Origin of the sequence: Nocardioides sp. (assembly GCF_050246775.1) — a bacterium.
Lineage (GTDB): Bacteria > Actinomycetota > Actinomycetes > Propionibacteriales > Nocardioidaceae > Nocardioides.
In genome coordinates this window covers 209,760-226,873 of record NZ_JBFWVK010000002.1, presented here as the reverse complement: position 1 = coordinate 226,873, position 17,114 = coordinate 209,760, and the positions used below count along the sequence as shown (strand labels likewise).

Sequence of the window (17,114 nt, the reverse complement as noted above, 5' to 3'; positions counted from 1 at the left end):
GGCAGTGAAGCCGGCACCGTTCGCCTACCGTCGGCCAGGCAGCCTCGACGAGGCCCTCCTGGCGCTGGCCGGCGAGCCCGACGCCAAGGTGCTGGCTGGCGGACAGAGCTTGGTGCCGCTGCTGTCGATGCGGCTGGCCCACCCCTCCCTGGTGGTCGACATCAACGCTGTGCCCGGGCTGGACAGCGTGACGGCGAGCCCGGACGGTGTGCGCATCGGTGCTCTCGCGCGCCACACGGCCGTCCTCGCCAACGAGGACGCCCGGCGGGTGCAGCCGCTGATCGGGCTCGCCCTGGCCTGCGTGGCCCATCCGACGATCCGCAACCGTGGCACGACGGTGGGTTCGATCATCCACGCCGATGCCGCTGCCGAGATGCCGGCCGTCCTCACGCTGCTGGGCGGTTCGGTGGACGTGGTGTCGGTGCGCGGCGAGCGCACCATCGCCGCCGCGGACCTCTTCCGCGGCCCGCTCGAGACCACCCTGGCTCATGACGAGCTCGCCGTGTCGGCCTTCTTCCCGGCGCTGGGGACCGGCGCGGGCGTGGGGTTCGAGGAGATCTCCCGGCGGCGCGGGGACTATGCCGTGTGTGCCGTCGCAGCGGTCGTGCGGCTCGACGGCGACCGCGTGCTGGAGGCGCGGGCCGGCTTCGTGAGCGTCTGTGACGTGCCCACCGTGCTCGACCTGACGGACGCGCTGGCCGGCGGTGTCGACGCAGCGACGCTGACCGCGGCCGGAGACCTGGCGATCGCCGGCCTCGACCCGGTGGGTGACCTGCATGCGAGCGCCGACTTCCGGGCACACCTCGTGCGGGTGCTCACCGCCCGGGCGCTGCAGGCCGCCCACGACGATGCCAGGGAGCGATCATGACCGAGGAGCTCCACTCGATCCGCCTGATCGTCAACGGGGTGGGCCACGAGCTCGCCGTACCAGCGCGACGGCTGCTGTCGGATGCGTTGCGTCACGACCTGGGACTGACCGGCACCCACGTGGGCTGTGAGCACGGAGTCTGCGGGGCGTGCACGGTCCTGCTCGAGGGCTCCCCGGTGCGCGCCTGCCTCATGTTCGCCGTCTCCGCGGTGGACCAGGAGATCACCACGGTCGAGGGCCTGGCCGAGCGGGACGGTTCCCTCAGTCCGGTCCAGCAGGCGTTCCGCGACTGCCACGGACTGCAGTGCGGCTTCTGCACCCCCGGCTTCCTCACGACCATCACCGCGGGGCTGCGCGACAACCCCCGTCCCACGCACGAGGAGGCCAGGGAGATGGTCGCCGGCAACCTGTGCCGCTGCACCGGCTACCAGAACATCGTGAGATCGGTCGAGCGAGCAGCCGAGCTGACCCAGCGGCGCGCGGAGCGGGACCCGGCATGACGGGCAAGCTGGTCGGCACCAAGGTCACCCGGGTCGAGGACGACCGGTTCCTGCGCGGCGGGGGTCGCTACGTCGACGACGTGGCCGTGGGTCCCGACACCTTGCACGCCGCCGTCCTCCGTTCTCCGCACGCCCACGCCAGGATCCTCGACATCGACGTCGACGCGGTGCTCGACCTGGACGGGGTGCATGCCGTCTGGACGTACGACGACCTCCACGGCGCCATGGCCGAGCCGTTGCCGCTGCTCATCCCGCACCCGGCGCTGACCCACGGGCGGACCCAGTTCGCACTGGCCAACGGTGAGGTCAACCATGTCGGCGAAGCCGTCGCGTTCGTGGTCGCCGAGGATCGCTACCTCGCCGAGGACGCTCTGGACCGGATCCGCGTCGACTACGAGATCCTCACGCCGGTCGTCGGGGTCGAGGCTGCCCGCGCCGCCGTCCACCTCGTCCACGAGGATGTGCCCGGCAACGTCGGGGCCCGGATGGAGCAGGAGCACGGCGACGCCCGGACCGCGATCGCCCTGGCGCCCCACCGCCTCGAGCTCGACCTGCGTATCGAGCGCAGTGCCTGCACCCCGCTGGAGGGCCGAGGCACCGTCGCGCGCTGGGACGCCGACACCGGTCGCCTCCAGGTCTGGACCTCCACCCAGACCTCCACGGGCGTCCGCGCCGCCGTGGCCGCGAAGCTGGGACTGGATCTGGGACAGGTCGACGTCATCACCCCCGATGTCGGGGGTGGCTTCGGGGTGAAGATCAACCACCCCTGGCCCGAGGAGCTCCTCGTCCCGCTGGCGGCCCGGCTGCTGCGCCGCCCGGTGAAGTTCACCGAGGACCGTCGCGAGCACTTCATCTCCTCGGCCCACGAACGCGGCCAGGTGCACCACGTCGAGGTCGGCTTCGACGACGACGGACGGCTGCTCGGGCTCGACGTGGAGTTCTGGCACGACCACGGCGCCTACATCCCCTACGGCCTCATCGTGCCGATCATCACCTCGACCCAGCTGCTGGGACCCTACAAGCCAGCCAACTACCGGGTGGTCTTCGAGAGCCTCTACACCAACACGGTGATGGTCACGCCTTACCGCGGTGCCGGTCGCCCCCAGGGGTGTTTCGTGATGGAGCGCACGATGGATGCGATCGCCGCTCATCTGGGCCGGGACCGGACCGAGGTCCGCAGCGTCAACTTCATCCAGCCCGACGAGTTCCCCTACGACCAGGGCCTGATCTTCCAGGACGGCCGCGAGCTGGAGTACGACTCCGGTGACTACCCGGCGTCCCTGGCGAAGCTCAAGGCGCTGGTGGGCTGGGACGAGTTCCCGGCCTTCCGGGCCGAGATGGCGGCTGCCGGACGACAGGTCGGCATCGGGTTGGCCTGCTATGTCGAAGGCACCGGGGTCGGTCCCTACGAGGGAGCCCATGTGCACGTGGAGACCTCCGGCAAGGTCAAGGTCGCGACCGGATTGACCACCCAGGGCCAGGGCCATCAGACGGCCTTCGCGCAGATCGTGGCCGACACGCTCGGCGTACCCCTCTCCGACGTGGAGGTGACCACCGGCGACACCCGCCGGATGCCCTACGCCGTGGGCACGTTCGCGTCCCGCGCGGCAGTGATGAGTGGCTCGGCCATCCATCTGGCCGCGTTGCGGACGAAGGAGAAGGCGCTCCGGATCGCGGCCGACGCGCTGGAGGTCGACGAGGCGGACCTGGAGGTCGTCGACGGACTGGTCCGGGTCAAGGGGTCTCCCGAGCACCACGTGTCCCTCGGCACCGTGGCCGTGCTCTCCAACCCCCTGCGCTATGCCTTCGACGAGGCCTCGAAGGCGGCCACCCAGTTCAGCGTGGGCGACCCCGGCCGACCCCCGGTCGCCGAGGACGACGAACCCGGCCTGGAGGGCAGGGACTTCTACTCACCCGAACGCTCCACGTTCGCCTCCGGGATGCACGCGGTGATCGTGGAGACCGATCCGCTGACCGCCGAGGTGAGCATCCTGAAGTACGCCGTGGTGCACGACTGCGGGCGCCTGATCAACCCGATGATCGTGGAGGGTCAGATCCACGGCGGGGTCGCCCAGGGGATCGGCGGTGCGCTCTACGAGCGGATGGCCTACGACGAGCACGGGCAGCTCCAGAACGCCTCGTTCATGGACTTCCTGATGCCCTTCGTCACCGAGATCCCCGACGGGATCGACATCGATCATCTCGAGACCCTGTCGCCGCTGAACCCGCTGGGCATCAAGGGGGCAGGTGAGGCCGGGGTGATCCCCTCCGCTGCCGTGTTCGCCGCAGCGATCGAGGACGCCGAGGGCCTGAGCATCTCTTCCATGCCGATCTCACCGTCCGAGCTGTTCGAACTGCGCCAACTCCGGAAGGACCCGACATGTTGATCACCGGCGAGAGTTCGCTGCCCTTCCCGGTCGCGCAGGTGTGGGAGGCCCTGCTGGACCCGCAGGTCCTGGTCGCGACCATCCCGGGCTGCGAGCGCCTCGAGACGGCCGGCGAGCATGCCTACGAGATGACGGTGAGTGCGGGGGTCGCTGCGATCAGGGGGACCTACGACGGCTCCTGCGTCCTGAGCGATCTGGTGCCGCACGAGTCCTTGGTGATGTCCCTGCGGGGCGCCGGTGCCCCCGGGACCATCGATGCCTCGGTGCGGGTGCGCTTCTCGGAGTCCGAGGGCTCCCACACCGTGATCGGCTACGAGGCCGACGCGGTCGTCGGCGGCATGGTGGGCGGGGTCGGCCAGCGGATGCTGACCTCGGTGTCGAAGCGGATGGCGGGTGAGTTCTTCGACAACGTGGGGAACGCCCTGGCTCGACCGCCGGTGCCCGGGAGCGCCTCGGCGCCCGAGCCAGGCCACACCGTGCCCGGCCAGGTCTTCACCGCTCCCGCGCCAGCGCACTCCCGCGACGACTTCCTGAAGGGGATCGCGGTGGGTGCCGGGCTGGTGCTGATCGGTGTGGTGGCGGGGTCCGTCCTCGGTCGACGCAGATGATCGAGCTGTCGGTCGACTCCTCGGCCCGCGAGCAGCTGGCCGCGCTGCGTGGACGACGGATCTCGGCGCGCGAGCTGATGGAGCTGCACCTGTCGCGGATCGCCGAGCGCAACCCGGAGCTCAACGCGATCGTCTCCCTGGACCAGGAGCGGGCCCTGGCAGGTGCCCTCGACGCCGACGAGGCGCTCGCCTCGGATCGGCCGCTCGGCACCCTGCACGGGCTGCCCTTCGCCTTCAAGGACACCCACGCTGTCGCGGGCTGGCGCACCACCTACGGCTCGCCGCTGTTCGCCGACAACGTGCCCAGGCGCGACGAGCTCATCGTCGAACGGCTGCGTGGGTCCGGCGTCGTGCCACTGGGACGGACCAATGTGCCGGAGTTCGCGGCCGGTTCGCACACCTTCAACCGGCTTTTCGGCACCACGCTCAACCCGGTGGACCCCACCCGTTCGGCGGGCGGGTCGAGCGGCGGGGCGGCCTGCGCCCTGGGGTCGGGGATGGTGCCCCTGGCCGAGGGCTCCGACATGGGCGGTTCGCTGCGCAACCCGGCGTCCTTCTGCGGGGTGGTGGGCCTGCGGCCTTCTCTCGGACGGGTGCCCGACTGGCCGTCGTCGTTGCAGTCGGTGTCGATGTCCATCGGCGGACCGATGGCTCGCAACGTGGGAGACCTGGCCCTCCTGCTGTCCGTCCTGGCCGGTCCTGACCCGCGCGTCCCGCTGGCGCTCGGCGAGCCGGGCTCCGACTTCCGTCCCCCGTTGACCGGCTCGCTCGCCGGGCTCCGGGTGGCGGTGTCGGTGGACCTCGGAGGAGCTTTCGAGGTGGACGGGGAAGTGGGTGCGGTGGTGGAGCGTGCCGCCGACCAGTTCGCTCGCGCCGGGGCTCACGTCGCCGGGGAGTTCCCTCGGCTGACGTCGGCCGAGGACACGTTCCGCACCCTGCGCGCCTGGGAGTTCCAGGCCTCCCGCGGAGCCCTGCTCGCTCGCCATCCCGGGGAGCTGAAGGCGACCCTGGCCGACAACATCCGCGCCGGGGAGTCACTCACCGGGGCTGACGTGGCCCGCGCACTCACCCAGCGCACCGCCCTCGAGCAGCGGATGAGGATCTTCTTCGAGTCCCACGACGTGCTGGTCCTGCCGGTCTCCCAGGTACCACCGTTCCCGGCCGACCAGGAGTTTCCGACGGTGATCAACGGCAAGCCGATGGCGAGCTACCTGGACTGGATGCGCTCGGCGTACTTCATCACCGTCACGGGCTGTCCAGCCATCTCGGTCCCGGCGGGAACGACCCGCGACGGGTTGCCGGTGGGGATCCAGATCGTGGCGGCACACGGTGCCGACCGGCGCCTGCTCGAGGTCGCGAGCGCCTTCGAGGCGCTCGCCCCTCGTTGAATCGTGCGCGGCGGCCGCTCGAGTGGGGTGTGGTGGCCCCGATCCATGGCCGGAGTCCCCATGGAACGGGCCGGGGACACACGGGTGAACGATCGGGGGAGTTCTCCACAGGAGAGACCACAGCCTGTGCATGAGGGCCCGATTCCTGTGGACGAAGACCCGACTTCTGTGGGTAACCGAAATAGTTGATTCCAAGCCCTTGTGCTGGGCCGAAGACAGGCATACAACTGTCCTACGCACTCCTCCGGGAGCGCGGATCTCTCGGAGACAAAGGCACATCCGGCGGGGCAACTCGTCGCATCGGCAGGATGACATTGTCGGTGGGGCCGGAGTCAACGGGGGATCGATCGGAGTGTCATCGGCCGGTCAAACAGAAGGGCTCCCGCACCTCATACGTGCAGGAGCCCTTCGCCTTTGTCTGACACTGTCAGGCGCGACCAGCGTGACCGATCTCGTCAGCGCTCGTCAACCATGAGATCGATGGTGTAGTCGGCGGCCCGATAGCAGTGATCACCGAACTCGACCGCCCCTCCGGAGGCGTCGAAGGCCATCCGGGTCATGGTCAGCACCGGCTGTGACCCACCCAGCTCGAGGTGTCGCTTCTCCCAGGCCGTGGGCATCCGTGCCGCAATGCTCTGCTGCGCCACCACCGGCTTGATGCCCCGATCCCGCAGGGCCGCGTAGAGGCCCTTGGTCTCGAGTTCGGCGCGGGTGAGGTCCTCGGAGGACGGCGGCAGCCAGTTGTGCAGCAACGCCAGGGGGCGGTCGTCGGCGAGCCGCAGCCGGATCACGTGCAGCAGCAAGGCGTCGGCAGGCAGGTCCAGCCCCGCGGCTGCCCGCTCATCTGTCTCGTGACGGAACTCCAGCACCACCGTCCGTGGGTGCCGACCGTCACGCTTGAGGTCGTCGTACAGGCTGGTGAGCTTGAAGTTGCGGTGCACCTTCTTGTTGGCGACGGTCGTGCCGAGGCCGCGGCGGCGGACCAGGAGGCCCTGATCGACGAGTTCCTGGATGGCTCGACGCACGGTGGGTCGCGACAGCTGGAGACGCTCGGCGACCGCCACCTCGTTCTCGAACGGGTCACCTGGCTGGAGGGTTCCGTCAGCGATGGCGGCGCTCAACTGCTCGGCCAACTGGTGATAGAGGGGCACGGGCGAGGCGCGGTCGATCGTGACGTGGATCTGCTGAGCCTGCATGCCGGAAGGGTAGCGTGAAACCATGCGTAACTCATTAAGTAAGAATGTCAGGACAAACTATTGACGCCACCTCAGGAACCCGGCAAGGTTGTCCCGGACGGCCGACGTGGTCCGTCCTCGACGCGAGACAGAGATAGGACCACCTGAATGCGCATCGGACTGGCCGGGGCGGGGCGCATCGGCGCCTTCCACGCTGCCACACTTGCTGAGCTCTCCGCGGTGGACCAGATCGTCGTCACCGATGCGATGCCCGGGACCGCAGCCCGCCTCGCCGCGGAGCAGGGGTACGTCGAGGCGGCCGACGTCGACGAGCTGCTCGCCCAGGTGGACGCCTTCGTGATCACCACCCCGACCAACAGCCACGCCACGCTGCTGCGCCAAGCCGTGGCAGCAGGCGTCCCCACCTTCTGTGAGAAGCCTCTGGCCTCGACGGTCGAGGAGACCTCCGAGCTCGTGGCCCTGGTGGAGGCCAGCGGTGTCGCGGTCCACGTCGGCTTCCAGCGTCGCTTCGACGCGGGATACCGCCGCGCCCGGGCTGCGGTCCAGTCCGGAGAGCTGGGCTTCGTGCACACGATCCGGGCCAACACCCACGATCAGGCTCCGCCGCCGGCGGCGTACCTCCCGACCAGTGGCGGGTTGTTCCGCGACTGCAGCGTGCACGACTTCGACATCATCCGGTTCGTCACCGGTCGCGAGGTCGTCAGCGTGTTCGGGACCGGCGCCAACAAGGGAGCCTCCTTCTTCACCGAGGCAGGGGACGTCGACACGGCAGCCGCCGTCCTCACTCTCGACGACGACACCCTGGCTGTCGTGACGGCCACCCGCTATGGCGGTGGTGGGCACGACGTCCGCATGGACGTCATGGGCTCCGAGGGCACGCTGGGAGTGGGGTACGACGACTCACTGGCCGTGCTCTCGGCCGAGGCGGACGTCGACTACCCGCGTGGGCCGCAGAAGTGGTCGTTCATGGAACGCTTCCAGCCTGCCTACGTCAGTGAGCTCACCGCGTTCTGCGAGGTCGCCACGGGCGCGATCCCCAGCCCGTGCACGGTGCGGGACGCCTTGGCGGCCTTCCGGATCGCCGAGGCCTGTGACATCTCCCGGCTGCAGGGCCGCCCAGTCCTGCTGGACGAGATCGGAGTCGGGGAGTGAACCCCTACGACCTGGTCGCGATGGGTCGCACCGGAGTCGACATCTACCCCCTGGACCATGGGGTCGGTCTTGAGGACGTGAAGACGTTCGAGAAGTTCCTCGGAGGCAGCGCGACCAACGTGGCGGTGGCCGCCGCCCGCTACGGCCGGACGACGGCCCTGGTCACCCGGACCGGCAAGGATCCGTTCGGCAACTACGTGCGGCTCGAGGCCCAGCGTCTGGGCGTCGACCCGACCTTCATCACCTCCCACGACGGGCCACCGACACCCGTGACGTTCTGCGAGGTCTTCCCACCCGACGACTTCCCGTTGTACTTCTACCGCTATCCCACGGCCCCGGACCTGCAGCTCGAGGTCTCCGACCTGCCACTCGACTCGATCCGGGAAGCCTCGGTGTTCTGGTCCACCGTCACCGGCCTCTCCCAGGAACCCAGCCGAAGCGCGCACTTCGCGGCGTTCGAGGCCCGCGGTCGGCGCGAGCACACCATCCTCGACCTGGACTACCGCCCCATGTTCTGGGCCGACCCGGCCGAAGCAAGCTCCCAAGTGTCGGCAGCCCTCGAGCACGTCACCGTGGCCGTGGGCAACAAGGAGGAGTGCGAGGTCGCCGTGGGGGAGACCGACCCGCAGCGCGCCGCGAGTGCACTGCTTGACCGCGGCCTCGCCCTCGCCGTCGTCAAGCAGGGACCGAAGGGAGTGCTCGCCGCGACCGCTGACGTGCGTGTCGAGGTGCCGCCGTTCCGGGTGGAGGTCGTCAACGGCCTGGGCGCCGGGGATGCCTTCGGCGGCGCCCTGGTCCACGGACTGCTCAACGGCTGGGACCTGCACAGGATCCTCGAGTTCGCGAACGTCGCCGGGGCGCTCGTGGCGAGCCGCCTCGAATGCTCCACCGCCATGCCCGAGGAGGGCGAGGTCCTCGAGGCTCTCGCCCGACGCAACTCCGAGAGGTCGTCATGATCGAGACGCACACGGTGGACCTGACCGAGATCCGCGCTCGCGAGCCGCACCGCATCGGCGAGGCGTGGGCGGCCCGCACCCACCGCCCGTTGCTGGGCCAGGACGGTCGGCTGCTCATCGTCGCTGCTGATCATCCGGCCCGCGGCGCGCTCGGGGTCCGCACCGACGCGCTGGCCATGGCCAGCCGCGGCGACCTGCTCGGACGGCTGGCCACCGCGCTGTCGCGCCCGGGTGTCGACGGGGTGCTCGGCACCCCCGACATCCTCGACGACCTGCTCCTGATGGGCGCACTCGAGGGCAAGCTCGTCTTCGGTTCGATGAACCGCGGTGGCCTGCAGGGCGCCGCCTTCGAGTTCGACGATCGGTTCACCGGCTACTCGGCCGCCGAGATCGCCGCCCGGGGCCTGGACGGCGGGAAGATGTTGACCCGGATCTGCCTCACCGATCCCGGCACCGTGGCGACGCTGGAGGCTTCCGCCCACGCGGTGACCGAGCTGGCCAGCCGCCGGCTGGTCGCGATGGTCGAGCCGTTCCTGTCGGTGCGTGACGGCGGACGGGTGAAGAACCTGCTGGATGCCGAGAGCACCATCAAGTCGATCCACATCGCCTCGGGACTGGGTGCCAGCAGCGCCTACACCTGGCTGAAGCTGCCGGTCGTGGAGGACCTGGCGCGAGTCATGGAGGCGACCACCATGCCGACGCTGCTGCTCGGAGGCGACCCCCAGGGCGACCCGCAGGACACCTACGCGTCGTGGGGCAAGGCGCTGGAGCTCGGTCCGGTCCGCGGCCTGGTCGTGGGGCGAGCACTGCTCTTCCCGCCCAACGGTGACGTGGCCGCTGCCGTCGACATCGCTGCCGAACTGGTCCACGGGATCCAGGCACGATGAGCACGGGAGGCAACCGGTGGGTCCTCCCGGTCGGCTCCACTGGGCGCGATGGGTGGGAGACCGTCATCGACGACACCCCGCACGACTGGCAGCACACCGGGCTGCGCATCGCCGTACTCCGCGACGGCGAGGAGCTGTCGGTGGACGCCGGCCCCTGGGAGTACGTCGTCGTGCCCCTCGCCGGAGCGCTGCGCGTGCGGGCCACCGGTCCCGATGGGGACGTCGGGGTCGCTGAGCTTGCGGGACGTGCCTCGGTCTTCGCCGGTCCGAGCGACGTGGCCTTCGTCCCCGCCGGGTCGCGGATCACCCTCACCGCCACCTCGGGCAGGGTGCGGGTGGCCGTGTGCGCGGCCCGGGTGCCCAGCCTGCCCAGCACCCGGACGTTCCGGCACGTCACGACCGACGAGATCCCGGTCGAGCTGCGCGGCGCCGGCATCGCCTCCCGTGAGGTCCGCAACTTCGGGGTGCCCGCAGTCCTCGACGCCGACGCGATCATCGCCTGCGAGGTGATCACCCCGGCCGGGAACTGGAGCTCCTACCCGCCGCACAAGCATGACGAGGAGCGCCCCGGGGTCGAGACCGAGCTCGAGGAGATCTACTACTTCGAGACCCAGGTCGAGGGTGCCGCAGCGGGTGGCGCCGTACCGCCCGGTGCCGACCCGGTCGGCTACCAGCGCGTCTACGGCACCGAGGAGCGTCCGATCGACGTCTTTGCCGAGGTCCGCACCGGCGACGTCGTCCTCGTGCCGCACGGCTGGCACGGCCCCGCCATGGCTGCGCCCGGTTACGACCTCTACTACCTCAACGTGATGGCCGGCCCAGGGCCCACCCGGGCCTGGCTGATCTGCGACGACCCCAGTCACGGCTGGGTCCGAGACACGTGGGCGGACCAGCCCACCGACGTACGGCTGCCCCTGGGAGGGACGCACTGATGAGCGAGACGATCCGGATGACCGTGGCCCAGGCGGTCGTGGAGTTCCTGGCCGTGCAGTTCTCCGAACGCGACGGCGAACGACAGAAGCTGTTCGCGGGCTGCTTCGGCATCTTCGGGCACGGCAACGTGGCCGGCATCGGGCAGGCGCTGCTGCAGCACGAGACCCGCGCCATCGAGGCCGGCGTCGCCCCCGGCCTGCCCTACGTGCTGGCTCGCAACGAGCAGGCCATGGTGCACACGTCGGTGGCCTACGCACGCCAGAAGGACCGCCTGCAGACCTGGGTGTGTACGGCGTCCGTGGGTCCCGGTTCGACCAACATGCTGACCGGTGCCGCCCTGGCCACCATCAACCGTCTCCCGGTGCTGCTGCTGCCCTCGGGCACCTTCGCCACCCGGCGTTCCTCTCCGGTGCTTCAGGAGCTTGAGGCGCCGTACGGCGGGGACCTGACCGTGAACGATGCCTTCCGGCCGTTGTCGCGCTTCTTCGACCGGGTCACCCGAGCCGAGCAGCTCCCCTCGGCCCTGCTCGCGGCGATGCGGGTGCTCACCGATCCGGCCGAGACCGGTGCGGTCACGCTGGCGTTGCCCCAGGACGTCCAGGCCGAGGCCCACGACTGGCCGGCGGAGCTCTTCGCGCAGCGCACCTGGCACGTCGCCCGACCTCCGGCGGAGGCAGCCCGCATCGCGGGAGCCGCCGAGATCATCCGAAGCGCACGACGCCCCCTGATCGTGGCCGGAGGAGGGGTGCACTACTCCGGCGCGGAGGCTGCGCTCCGGGCCCTGTGCGAGGCCACCGGGATCCCGGTCGGCGAGACCCAGGCCGGCAAGGGCTCGCTGCCGCACGGGCATCCGCAGGAGATGGGGGCGGTCGGTTCCACCGGGACCACGGCCGCCAACCACCTGGCGCGCACCGCTGACGTGGTGATCGGTGTCGGCACGCGGTGGAGTGACTTCACGACCGCCTCACGCACCGCTTTCCAACACGACGGCGTGCGGTTCGTCAACATCAACATCGCCAACTTCGATGCGGGCAAGCACGCCGGCTACTCCGTGGTCGCCGACGCCCGCGAGGCCCTGACCGCACTGGCCGACGCCTTGGCCGATCACCGGGTGGACGAGGCCTACGTGAGTGAGCAGAGCGAGCTCTGGCGATCCTGGGACGACCAGGTCGAGGCGGCGTACCACCCGCCGGCCTCGGTCACCGACGCCCTCGCCGACGGCCTGCTCACCCAGGGCACCGTCCTGGGGTGCGTCAACGAGCTCAGTGACCCCCGCGACGTCGTGCTGTGCGCGGCCGGCTCGATGCCGGGGGACCTGCACAAGCTGTGGCGAGTGCGTGATCGCAAGGCCTACCACGTCGAGTACGGCTTCTCCTGCATGGGCTATGAGGTGCCTGCCTCCCTCGGGGTCCGGCTCGCCGACGAGACCCGCGACGTGTTCGCGCTGGTCGGCGACGGCGGCTACCTGATGATGCCGACCGAGCTGGTCACCGCTGTGCAGGAGCGGATCAAGGTGATCGTCGTCCTGGTCCAGAACCACGGCTTCCACTCGATCGGCTCGCTGTCGCAGGAGCTCGGTTCCCAGCGTTTCGGCACCAGTTATCGCTATCGCGGTGCCCAGGGTCGCCTGGACGGCGACGTCCTGCCCGTCGACCTGGCCGCGAACGCCCGCAGCCTCGGGGTCCACGTCATCGAGGTGGCCTCCCGTGCCGAGCTCGAGGCAGCGATCGGCACCGCCAAGGCAGCCCCTGCCGACGGTGGACCGATCGTGATCCACGTCAACACCGACCCGCTCGTCCACGCCCCGGACAGCGAGGCGTGGTGGGACGTCCCGGTCAGCCAGGTCGCGGAACTGGCCTCGACGCGCGAGGCCTACGACCGCTATCTCGGGCACCGAACGGGCCAACGGACCTACCTCGGCGCCGCTGGTGAGGAGCTGTCGTGACCGGCGCGGCGCTCCGGGTGGGCGTGATCGGCGTGGGGCGGATGGGCGCGGACCATGCACAGCGGGTGGCCCACAGGATCGCGAACGCGACGTTGGTGGCCGTGGCCGACCCGGACCGGGTGCGTGCCGCCGAGCTGGCTGCGCAGTACGACGACGTCCGGGTCTTCGCCGACCCCCTCGACCTCATCGCCGACCCGCGGGTGGACGCCGTGCTCATCGTCTCGCCGGGCTTCGTGCACGAGGAACAGGTGCTGGCCTGCATCGCGGCCGGCAAGTTCGTCCTGTGTGAGAAGCCGCTGACCATGGACGCCGCCTCGTCCCTGCGGGTCGTCGAGGCCGAGCGCGCCGGTGGTCGAGCCTTGATCCAGGTCGGTTTCATGCGCCGCTTCGATCCCGAGTACGCCGCGATGAAGGCGATGCTGGACTCCGGCGACCTGGGCCGGCTGCTGTTGGTGCACAACATCCACCGCAACAAGGACGTCCCCGCCGGCTTCACCTCCGAGATGATCGTGCGCGACTCCCTCGTGCATGAGGTCGATGTCTGCCGCTGGCTGTTCGGTGAGGAGATCACCGAGATCACGGTCCTCTCGCCGGCCCCGACGTCGTACGCCGGCGAGGGCGTCGTCGACCCGCAGGTGGCGATCTTCCGCATGGAGAGCGGCGCCCTGGCCACCACCGAGGTGTTCGCCAAGTCCGGGCTCGGCTACGAGGTCCGCTGTGAGGCGAGCGCCGAGCGGGGCAATGTCACCGTCGGCCTGGGTTCCGGCGTCTTCGTGAGGGCGGCCAACGCCTGGGGCGGTGCCATCCCCGATGACTTCCGGGCTCGGTTCGCCACCGCCTACGACGATGAGGTCCAAGCCTGGGTCGACGCGTCCCGACGGGGCGTCGTGGTCGGTCCGAGCGCGTACGACGGCTACGCGGCCAGCGTGGTCTGCGAAGCCGGGCTCGAGTCCCTGGCATCCGGCTCGCCCATCAAGGTGGTGCTGTCATGACGCCGCCCCCGCCCCTCATCTGAACCGATCGGGACGACGCTCGTCTCGCCTCGACGCCCACCACTGCTAGGAGACCGCCATGTCCCGTCCGTCCCGCATCACCCACCTGATCGCCGGCCAGCCCTGGGAGGGCACGGCCGAGCGCACCAGCGAGGTCTTCAATCCCGCCACCGGCGAGGTCACCGGTCGCCTCGACCTGGCCTCGGCCGACCTGGTCGGCGAGGTCGTCACCGGGGCGAAGCAGGCCTGGGCGGACAGTTGGGGCAACATCTCCCTGGCCAAGCGCACCCAGGTCCTCTTCACGTTCCGCGAACTGCTCAACCGGGACAAGGAGAAGATCGCGGCCCTGATCACCGCCGAGCACGGCAAGGTGCTCGACGATGCCTTGGGTGAGGTCGTGCGCGGCCTGGAGGTGGCGGAGTTCGCGTGCGGCATCCCGAGCCTGCTGAAGGGCGGCTACAGCGAGAACGCCTCGACCAACATCGACGTCTACTCCATCCGGCAGAGCCTCGGCGTGGTTGCCGTGATCTCCCCGTTCAACTTCCCGGCCATGGTCCCGCTGTGGTTCGTGCCGGTGGCGCTCGCCTGCGGCAACGCTGTCGTGATCAAGCCCAGTGAGAAGGACCCCAGTGCCACCATCGCGGTGGCGAGGCTCTGGACGGAGGCCGGGTTGCCGGACGGCGTACTCAGCGTCGTCAACGGTGACAAGGAGGCGGTCGACGCCCTCCTGGTCCACCCCGACATCAAGGCGGTCTCGTTCGTCGGCTCGACGCCGATCGCGCGCTACGTCTACGAGACCGGCACCGCGCACGGCAAGCGGGTCCAAGCCCTCGGCGGCGCGAAGAACCACATGTTGGTGCTGCCCGACGCCGACCTGGACCTCGCTGCCGATGCGGCCATCAACGCCGGCTTCGGCTCGGCCGGTGAGCGCTGCATGGCGATCTCGGCGCTGATCGCGGTCGAGTCGATCGCCGACGAGCTGGTCGCCAAGATCACCGACCGGATGGGCAAACTGCGCACCGGCGACGGCACCCGCGGTTGCGACATGGGGCCGTTGGTCACCGGGGTGCATCGCGACAAGGTGGCCTCCTACGTCGACGCAGGTGCGGCCGCCGGCGCAGACCTGGTCGTCGATGGCCGGGGTGCCCAGGTCGATGCTGACGGCGACGGGTTCTTCCTGGCCCCGACCCTGTTCGACAAGGTCACCACGGACATGTCCATCTACACCGACGAGATCTTCGGCCCGGTGCTGTCGGTGGTGCGGGTCGCGTCGTACGACGACGGCCTGGAGCTCATCAACGCCAACCCGTACGGCAACGGCACCGCCATCTTCACCAACGACGGAGGCGCGGCACGTCGGTTCCAGAACGAGGTCGAGGTCGGCATGGTCGGCATCAACGTGCCGGTCCCGGTGCCGGTGTCCTACTACTCGTTCGGCGGCTGGAAGAACAGCCTGTTCGGCGACACCCACGCGCACGGCATGGAGGGTGTGCACTTCTTCACGCGAGGCAAGGTCGTCACCTCTCGCTGGCTCGACCCGAGCCACGGCGGGCTCAACCTCGGCTTCCCCCAGAACGACTGAGCGCTCGACCGTCGGTTTCCCCGGTCGACCGGGGATCTTCTTGGTTGTCAGCCTTTGCATTGGCTGACAACCGCGAGTTTCCCCGGTCGACCGGTGAAACCTTCACACCACGATCAACGCGACGGCGGAGATCGCGGAGGCGGTCAGGACTGCCACGTCGAACCACGACTGATGCAGGCGGCGTGCGACGCGGATGCCGATGAAGGCGCCCACCAGGACGAGGGGGACGAGCACGGCGGTCCGCACCAGCATGTCCCGGTTGACGAGTCCCAGGCCGATGCTGAACGGCACCTTGCACAGATTGACCCCGAAGAAGAACCAGGCGGCCGTCCCCAGGAAGCGGCGCTTGTCGACGCCCTGCCCGACCAGGTACAGCGTCATCACCGGGCCTCCGGCGTTGGCCACCATGGTCGTGAAGCCGGCCGCGACCCCGGAACCCAGCCGCGCCGGCCAGGGCCATCCGCTGCCCGCCTCACCCACCACCGGCTTCCTCAGCGCCAACTGGAGCCCGACCAGCAGCAGAATCACCACGCCGATGCCGCGGCGCAGGGTGGCGTCGTCGACGGCGCCCAGCACCAGGGTTCCCGCGACGATGCCTGGGACCACGCCCGGGATGAGGTGCCGCAGCAGGGTCCAGTCGCAGTCGTGGCGGTATTTCGAGACCGCCACGACGTCGCCGACCAGGAGCAACAGCAACAGCGCCGCCGTGGACTCCCGGGCCGGCAGGACGCCGGCGTACAGGGCGACGGCGACCGTCCCCAGGCCGCCGATGGCGGTCTTGGCGAATCCGACGACGAGCGCGGCGAGGCACAGGACCAGCCAGACGTACGGCGCGTGCTCGATCAGTGGTCCGTCTCCTCGCGCATCACGGCGACCCCAGAAGGTGGCGCTGGCTGACCCTACTGACCCCTCGGACGGGTCTAGCATGCCGTCCATGGAGCCGAGTGCGATCCCGACGTTCCCCGACGATGCCTTTGCCCGGGTGCTGTGTGTGGTCGCCCATCCCGACGACGTCGAGTACGGCGCCTCGTCGGCGGTGGCGGCCTGGACCGCGGCCGGGGTGGAGGTGGAGTACCTGCTGCTCACCCGCGGGGAGGCAGGCATCGACACGATGTCGCCGGAGGCCACCGCGGAGCTGAGGGTCCGCGAGCAGGTGGCCGGATCGCACGAGGTCGGGGTGTCGAGCGTCGAGTTCCTGCAGTATCCCGACGGGGTGCTGGAGTACTCCCTCGACATGCGCCGTGACATCGCGCGGGCGATCCGCCGGTTCCGCCCTGAGGCGGTGCTCGTCGGTTCGTGGGACGTGGAGTTCGTGGCCGGCCTGAACCAGGCTGATCACCGGGTGGCCGGCCTGGCTGCTCTGGATGCCCTGCGCGACGCGGGCAACCGCTGGGTGTTCCCTGAGCTGATCGACGAGGGGCTCGCGCCGTGGTCGACGCGCTGGTTGCTGATCGCCGGGGACGCCCGCCCCACGCACGGGGTCGAGGTGACCGGTCCGGCCCTGGAGGCGGGGATCAGGTCGCTCGAGGCGCATGCGGAGTACCTGGCCGCGATCCCTGGGCATCCGCCGGCCAGGATGATGATCACGGGGATCACCGCGCTCCAGGGCCGGGCGCTCGGGGTGCCCCATGCGGTGCTCTTCCGTGCGTTCGACTTCCAGGCCCCACCGCCGATCGCGCTCGAGGCGATGAGGGCCGCCCAGGAATCGGAGTGAGATCGG

The 17,114-nt window shown here is 70.1% G+C and carries 15 protein-coding genes; 13 read left to right on the top strand and 2 right to left on the bottom strand.

The features are described 5' to 3' along the window. The first annotated feature begins 4 nt into the window (after nucleotides 1-4). From AB7I40_RS10965 to AB7I40_RS10945, 5 genes are read left to right on the top strand one after another with little or no spacing between them, the layout of a single operon-like run. A complete protein-coding gene (locus AB7I40_RS10965) occupies nucleotides 5-868 on the top strand; it encodes an FAD binding domain-containing protein (protein ID WP_428346242.1) in 864 nt (287 codons plus the stop codon). Then, complete coding sequence (locus AB7I40_RS10960) at nucleotides 865-1,368, top strand: (2Fe-2S)-binding protein (RefSeq protein WP_428346241.1); 504 nt, start codon at nucleotides 865-867, stop codon at nucleotides 1,366-1,368. Before AB7I40_RS10965 ends, AB7I40_RS10960 begins: the two co-directional genes overlap by 4 nt. Further along, nucleotides 1,365-3,755, top strand: a complete 2,391-nt coding sequence (gene cutA, locus AB7I40_RS10955; protein ID WP_428346240.1) for an aerobic carbon-monoxide dehydrogenase large subunit — start codon at nucleotides 1,365-1,367, stop codon at nucleotides 3,753-3,755. Before AB7I40_RS10960 ends, cutA begins: the two co-directional genes overlap by 4 nt. After that, a complete protein-coding gene (locus AB7I40_RS10950) occupies nucleotides 3,749-4,363 on the top strand; it encodes an SRPBCC family protein (protein WP_428346239.1) in 615 nt (204 codons plus the stop codon). Before cutA ends, AB7I40_RS10950 begins: the two co-directional genes overlap by 7 nt. Next, nucleotides 4,360-5,751 (top strand): amidase, encoded by a 1,392-nt coding sequence (locus AB7I40_RS10945; RefSeq protein WP_428346238.1) that lies wholly within the window; start codon nucleotides 4,360-4,362, stop codon nucleotides 5,749-5,751. Before AB7I40_RS10950 ends, AB7I40_RS10945 begins: the two co-directional genes overlap by 4 nt. A 455-nt stretch (nucleotides 5,752-6,206) precedes the next feature. Here AB7I40_RS10945 and AB7I40_RS10940 read toward each other — a convergent pair whose 3' ends face one another. Further along, nucleotides 6,207-6,947, bottom strand: a complete 741-nt coding sequence (locus tag AB7I40_RS10940; RefSeq protein WP_428346237.1) for a GntR family transcriptional regulator — start codon at nucleotides 6,945-6,947, stop codon at nucleotides 6,207-6,209. Nucleotides 6,948-7,094: 147 nt separating this feature from the next. Between AB7I40_RS10940 and AB7I40_RS10935 the strand changes: the two genes are divergently transcribed. The 7 genes from AB7I40_RS10935 to AB7I40_RS10905 all read left to right on the top strand — a co-directional run bounded on the left by AB7I40_RS10935 (nucleotide 7,095) and on the right by AB7I40_RS10905 (nucleotide 15,394). Further along, the gene (locus AB7I40_RS10935; RefSeq protein WP_428346236.1) at nucleotides 7,095-8,099 is read left to right on the top strand and encodes a Gfo/Idh/MocA family protein; all 1,005 of its coding nucleotides are present in this window, start codon (nucleotides 7,095-7,097) and stop codon (nucleotides 8,097-8,099) included. After that, entirely contained in the window at nucleotides 8,096-9,055 is a 960-nt protein-coding gene (gene iolC, locus AB7I40_RS10930; RefSeq protein WP_428346235.1) for a 5-dehydro-2-deoxygluconokinase, read from the top strand. The genes AB7I40_RS10935 and iolC overlap by 4 nt, the downstream gene beginning before the upstream one ends. Further along, the gene (locus tag AB7I40_RS10925; RefSeq protein ID WP_428346234.1) at nucleotides 9,052-9,942 is read left to right on the top strand and encodes a Cgl0159 family (beta/alpha)8-fold protein; all 891 of its coding nucleotides are present in this window, start codon (nucleotides 9,052-9,054) and stop codon (nucleotides 9,940-9,942) included. Before iolC ends, AB7I40_RS10925 begins: the two co-directional genes overlap by 4 nt. Beyond that, entirely contained in the window at nucleotides 9,939-10,874 is a 936-nt protein-coding gene (gene iolB, locus AB7I40_RS10920) for a 5-deoxy-glucuronate isomerase (protein ID WP_428346233.1), read from the top strand. Before AB7I40_RS10925 ends, iolB begins: the two co-directional genes overlap by 4 nt. Then, nucleotides 10,874-12,820, top strand: a complete 1,947-nt coding sequence (iolD, locus tag AB7I40_RS10915; protein WP_428346232.1) for a 3D-(3,5/4)-trihydroxycyclohexane-1,2-dione acylhydrolase (decyclizing) — start codon at nucleotides 10,874-10,876, stop codon at nucleotides 12,818-12,820. Before iolB ends, iolD begins: the two co-directional genes overlap by 1 nt. Further along, nucleotides 12,817-13,812, top strand: coding sequence for a Gfo/Idh/MocA family protein (locus tag AB7I40_RS10910; RefSeq protein WP_428346231.1), 996 nt, complete (start codon nucleotides 12,817-12,819; stop codon nucleotides 13,810-13,812). The genes iolD and AB7I40_RS10910 overlap by 4 nt, the downstream gene beginning before the upstream one ends. A 79-nt stretch (nucleotides 13,813-13,891) precedes the next feature. After that, a complete protein-coding gene (locus AB7I40_RS10905) occupies nucleotides 13,892-15,394 on the top strand; it encodes a CoA-acylating methylmalonate-semialdehyde dehydrogenase (RefSeq protein ID WP_428346230.1) in 1,503 nt (500 codons plus the stop codon). A 102-nt stretch (nucleotides 15,395-15,496) separates the two neighbouring features. Here AB7I40_RS10905 and AB7I40_RS10900 read toward each other — a convergent pair whose 3' ends face one another. Continuing rightward, on the bottom strand, nucleotides 15,497-16,330 hold the full coding sequence (locus tag AB7I40_RS10900; protein ID WP_428346229.1) for a sulfite exporter TauE/SafE family protein: 834 nt from the start codon (nucleotides 16,328-16,330) through the stop codon (nucleotides 15,497-15,499). Between AB7I40_RS10900 and AB7I40_RS10895 the strand changes: the two genes are divergently transcribed. Beyond that, nucleotides 16,329-17,108: a PIG-L deacetylase family protein gene (locus AB7I40_RS10895; protein WP_428346228.1), complete on the top strand. Its 780-nt coding sequence runs from the start codon at nucleotides 16,329-16,331 to the stop codon at nucleotides 17,106-17,108. The genes AB7I40_RS10900 and AB7I40_RS10895 overlap by 2 nt on opposite strands. The last annotated feature ends 6 nt before the right edge of the window (nucleotides 17,109-17,114 follow it).

What these genes read in the sequence shown, in the direction of transcription:
- AB7I40_RS10960 (WP_428346241.1), top strand. Translation starts at nt 865, where the DNA reads ATGACCGAGGAGCTCCACTCGATCCGCCTGATCGTCAACGGGGTGGGC.
- cutA (WP_428346240.1), top strand. Translation starts at nt 1,365, where the DNA reads ATGACGGGCAAGCTGGTCGGCACCAAGGTCACCCGGGTCGAGGACGAC.
- AB7I40_RS10950 (WP_428346239.1), top strand. Translation starts at nt 3,749, where the DNA reads ATGTTGATCACCGGCGAGAGTTCGCTGCCCTTCCCGGTCGCGCAGGTG.
- AB7I40_RS10945 (WP_428346238.1), top strand. Translation starts at nt 4,360, where the DNA reads ATGATCGAGCTGTCGGTCGACTCCTCGGCCCGCGAGCAGCTGGCCGCG.
- AB7I40_RS10940 (WP_428346237.1), bottom strand. Translation starts at nt 6,947, where the DNA reads ATGCAGGCTCAGCAGATCCACGTCACGATCGACCGCGCCTCGCCCGTG.
- AB7I40_RS10935 (WP_428346236.1), top strand. Translation starts at nt 7,095, where the DNA reads ATGCGCATCGGACTGGCCGGGGCGGGGCGCATCGGCGCCTTCCACGCT.
- AB7I40_RS10925 (WP_428346234.1), top strand. Translation starts at nt 9,052, where the DNA reads ATGATCGAGACGCACACGGTGGACCTGACCGAGATCCGCGCTCGCGAG.
- iolB (WP_428346233.1), top strand. Translation starts at nt 9,939, where the DNA reads ATGAGCACGGGAGGCAACCGGTGGGTCCTCCCGGTCGGCTCCACTGGG.
- iolD (WP_428346232.1), top strand. Translation starts at nt 10,874, where the DNA reads ATGAGCGAGACGATCCGGATGACCGTGGCCCAGGCGGTCGTGGAGTTC.
- AB7I40_RS10905 (WP_428346230.1), top strand. Translation starts at nt 13,892, where the DNA reads ATGTCCCGTCCGTCCCGCATCACCCACCTGATCGCCGGCCAGCCCTGG.
- AB7I40_RS10895 (WP_428346228.1), top strand. Translation starts at nt 16,329, where the DNA reads ATGGAGCCGAGTGCGATCCCGACGTTCCCCGACGATGCCTTTGCCCGG.
- AB7I40_RS10900 (WP_428346229.1), bottom strand. Translation starts at nt 16,330, where the DNA reads ATGGACGGCATGCTAGACCCGTCCGAGGGGTCAGTAGGGTCAGCCAGC.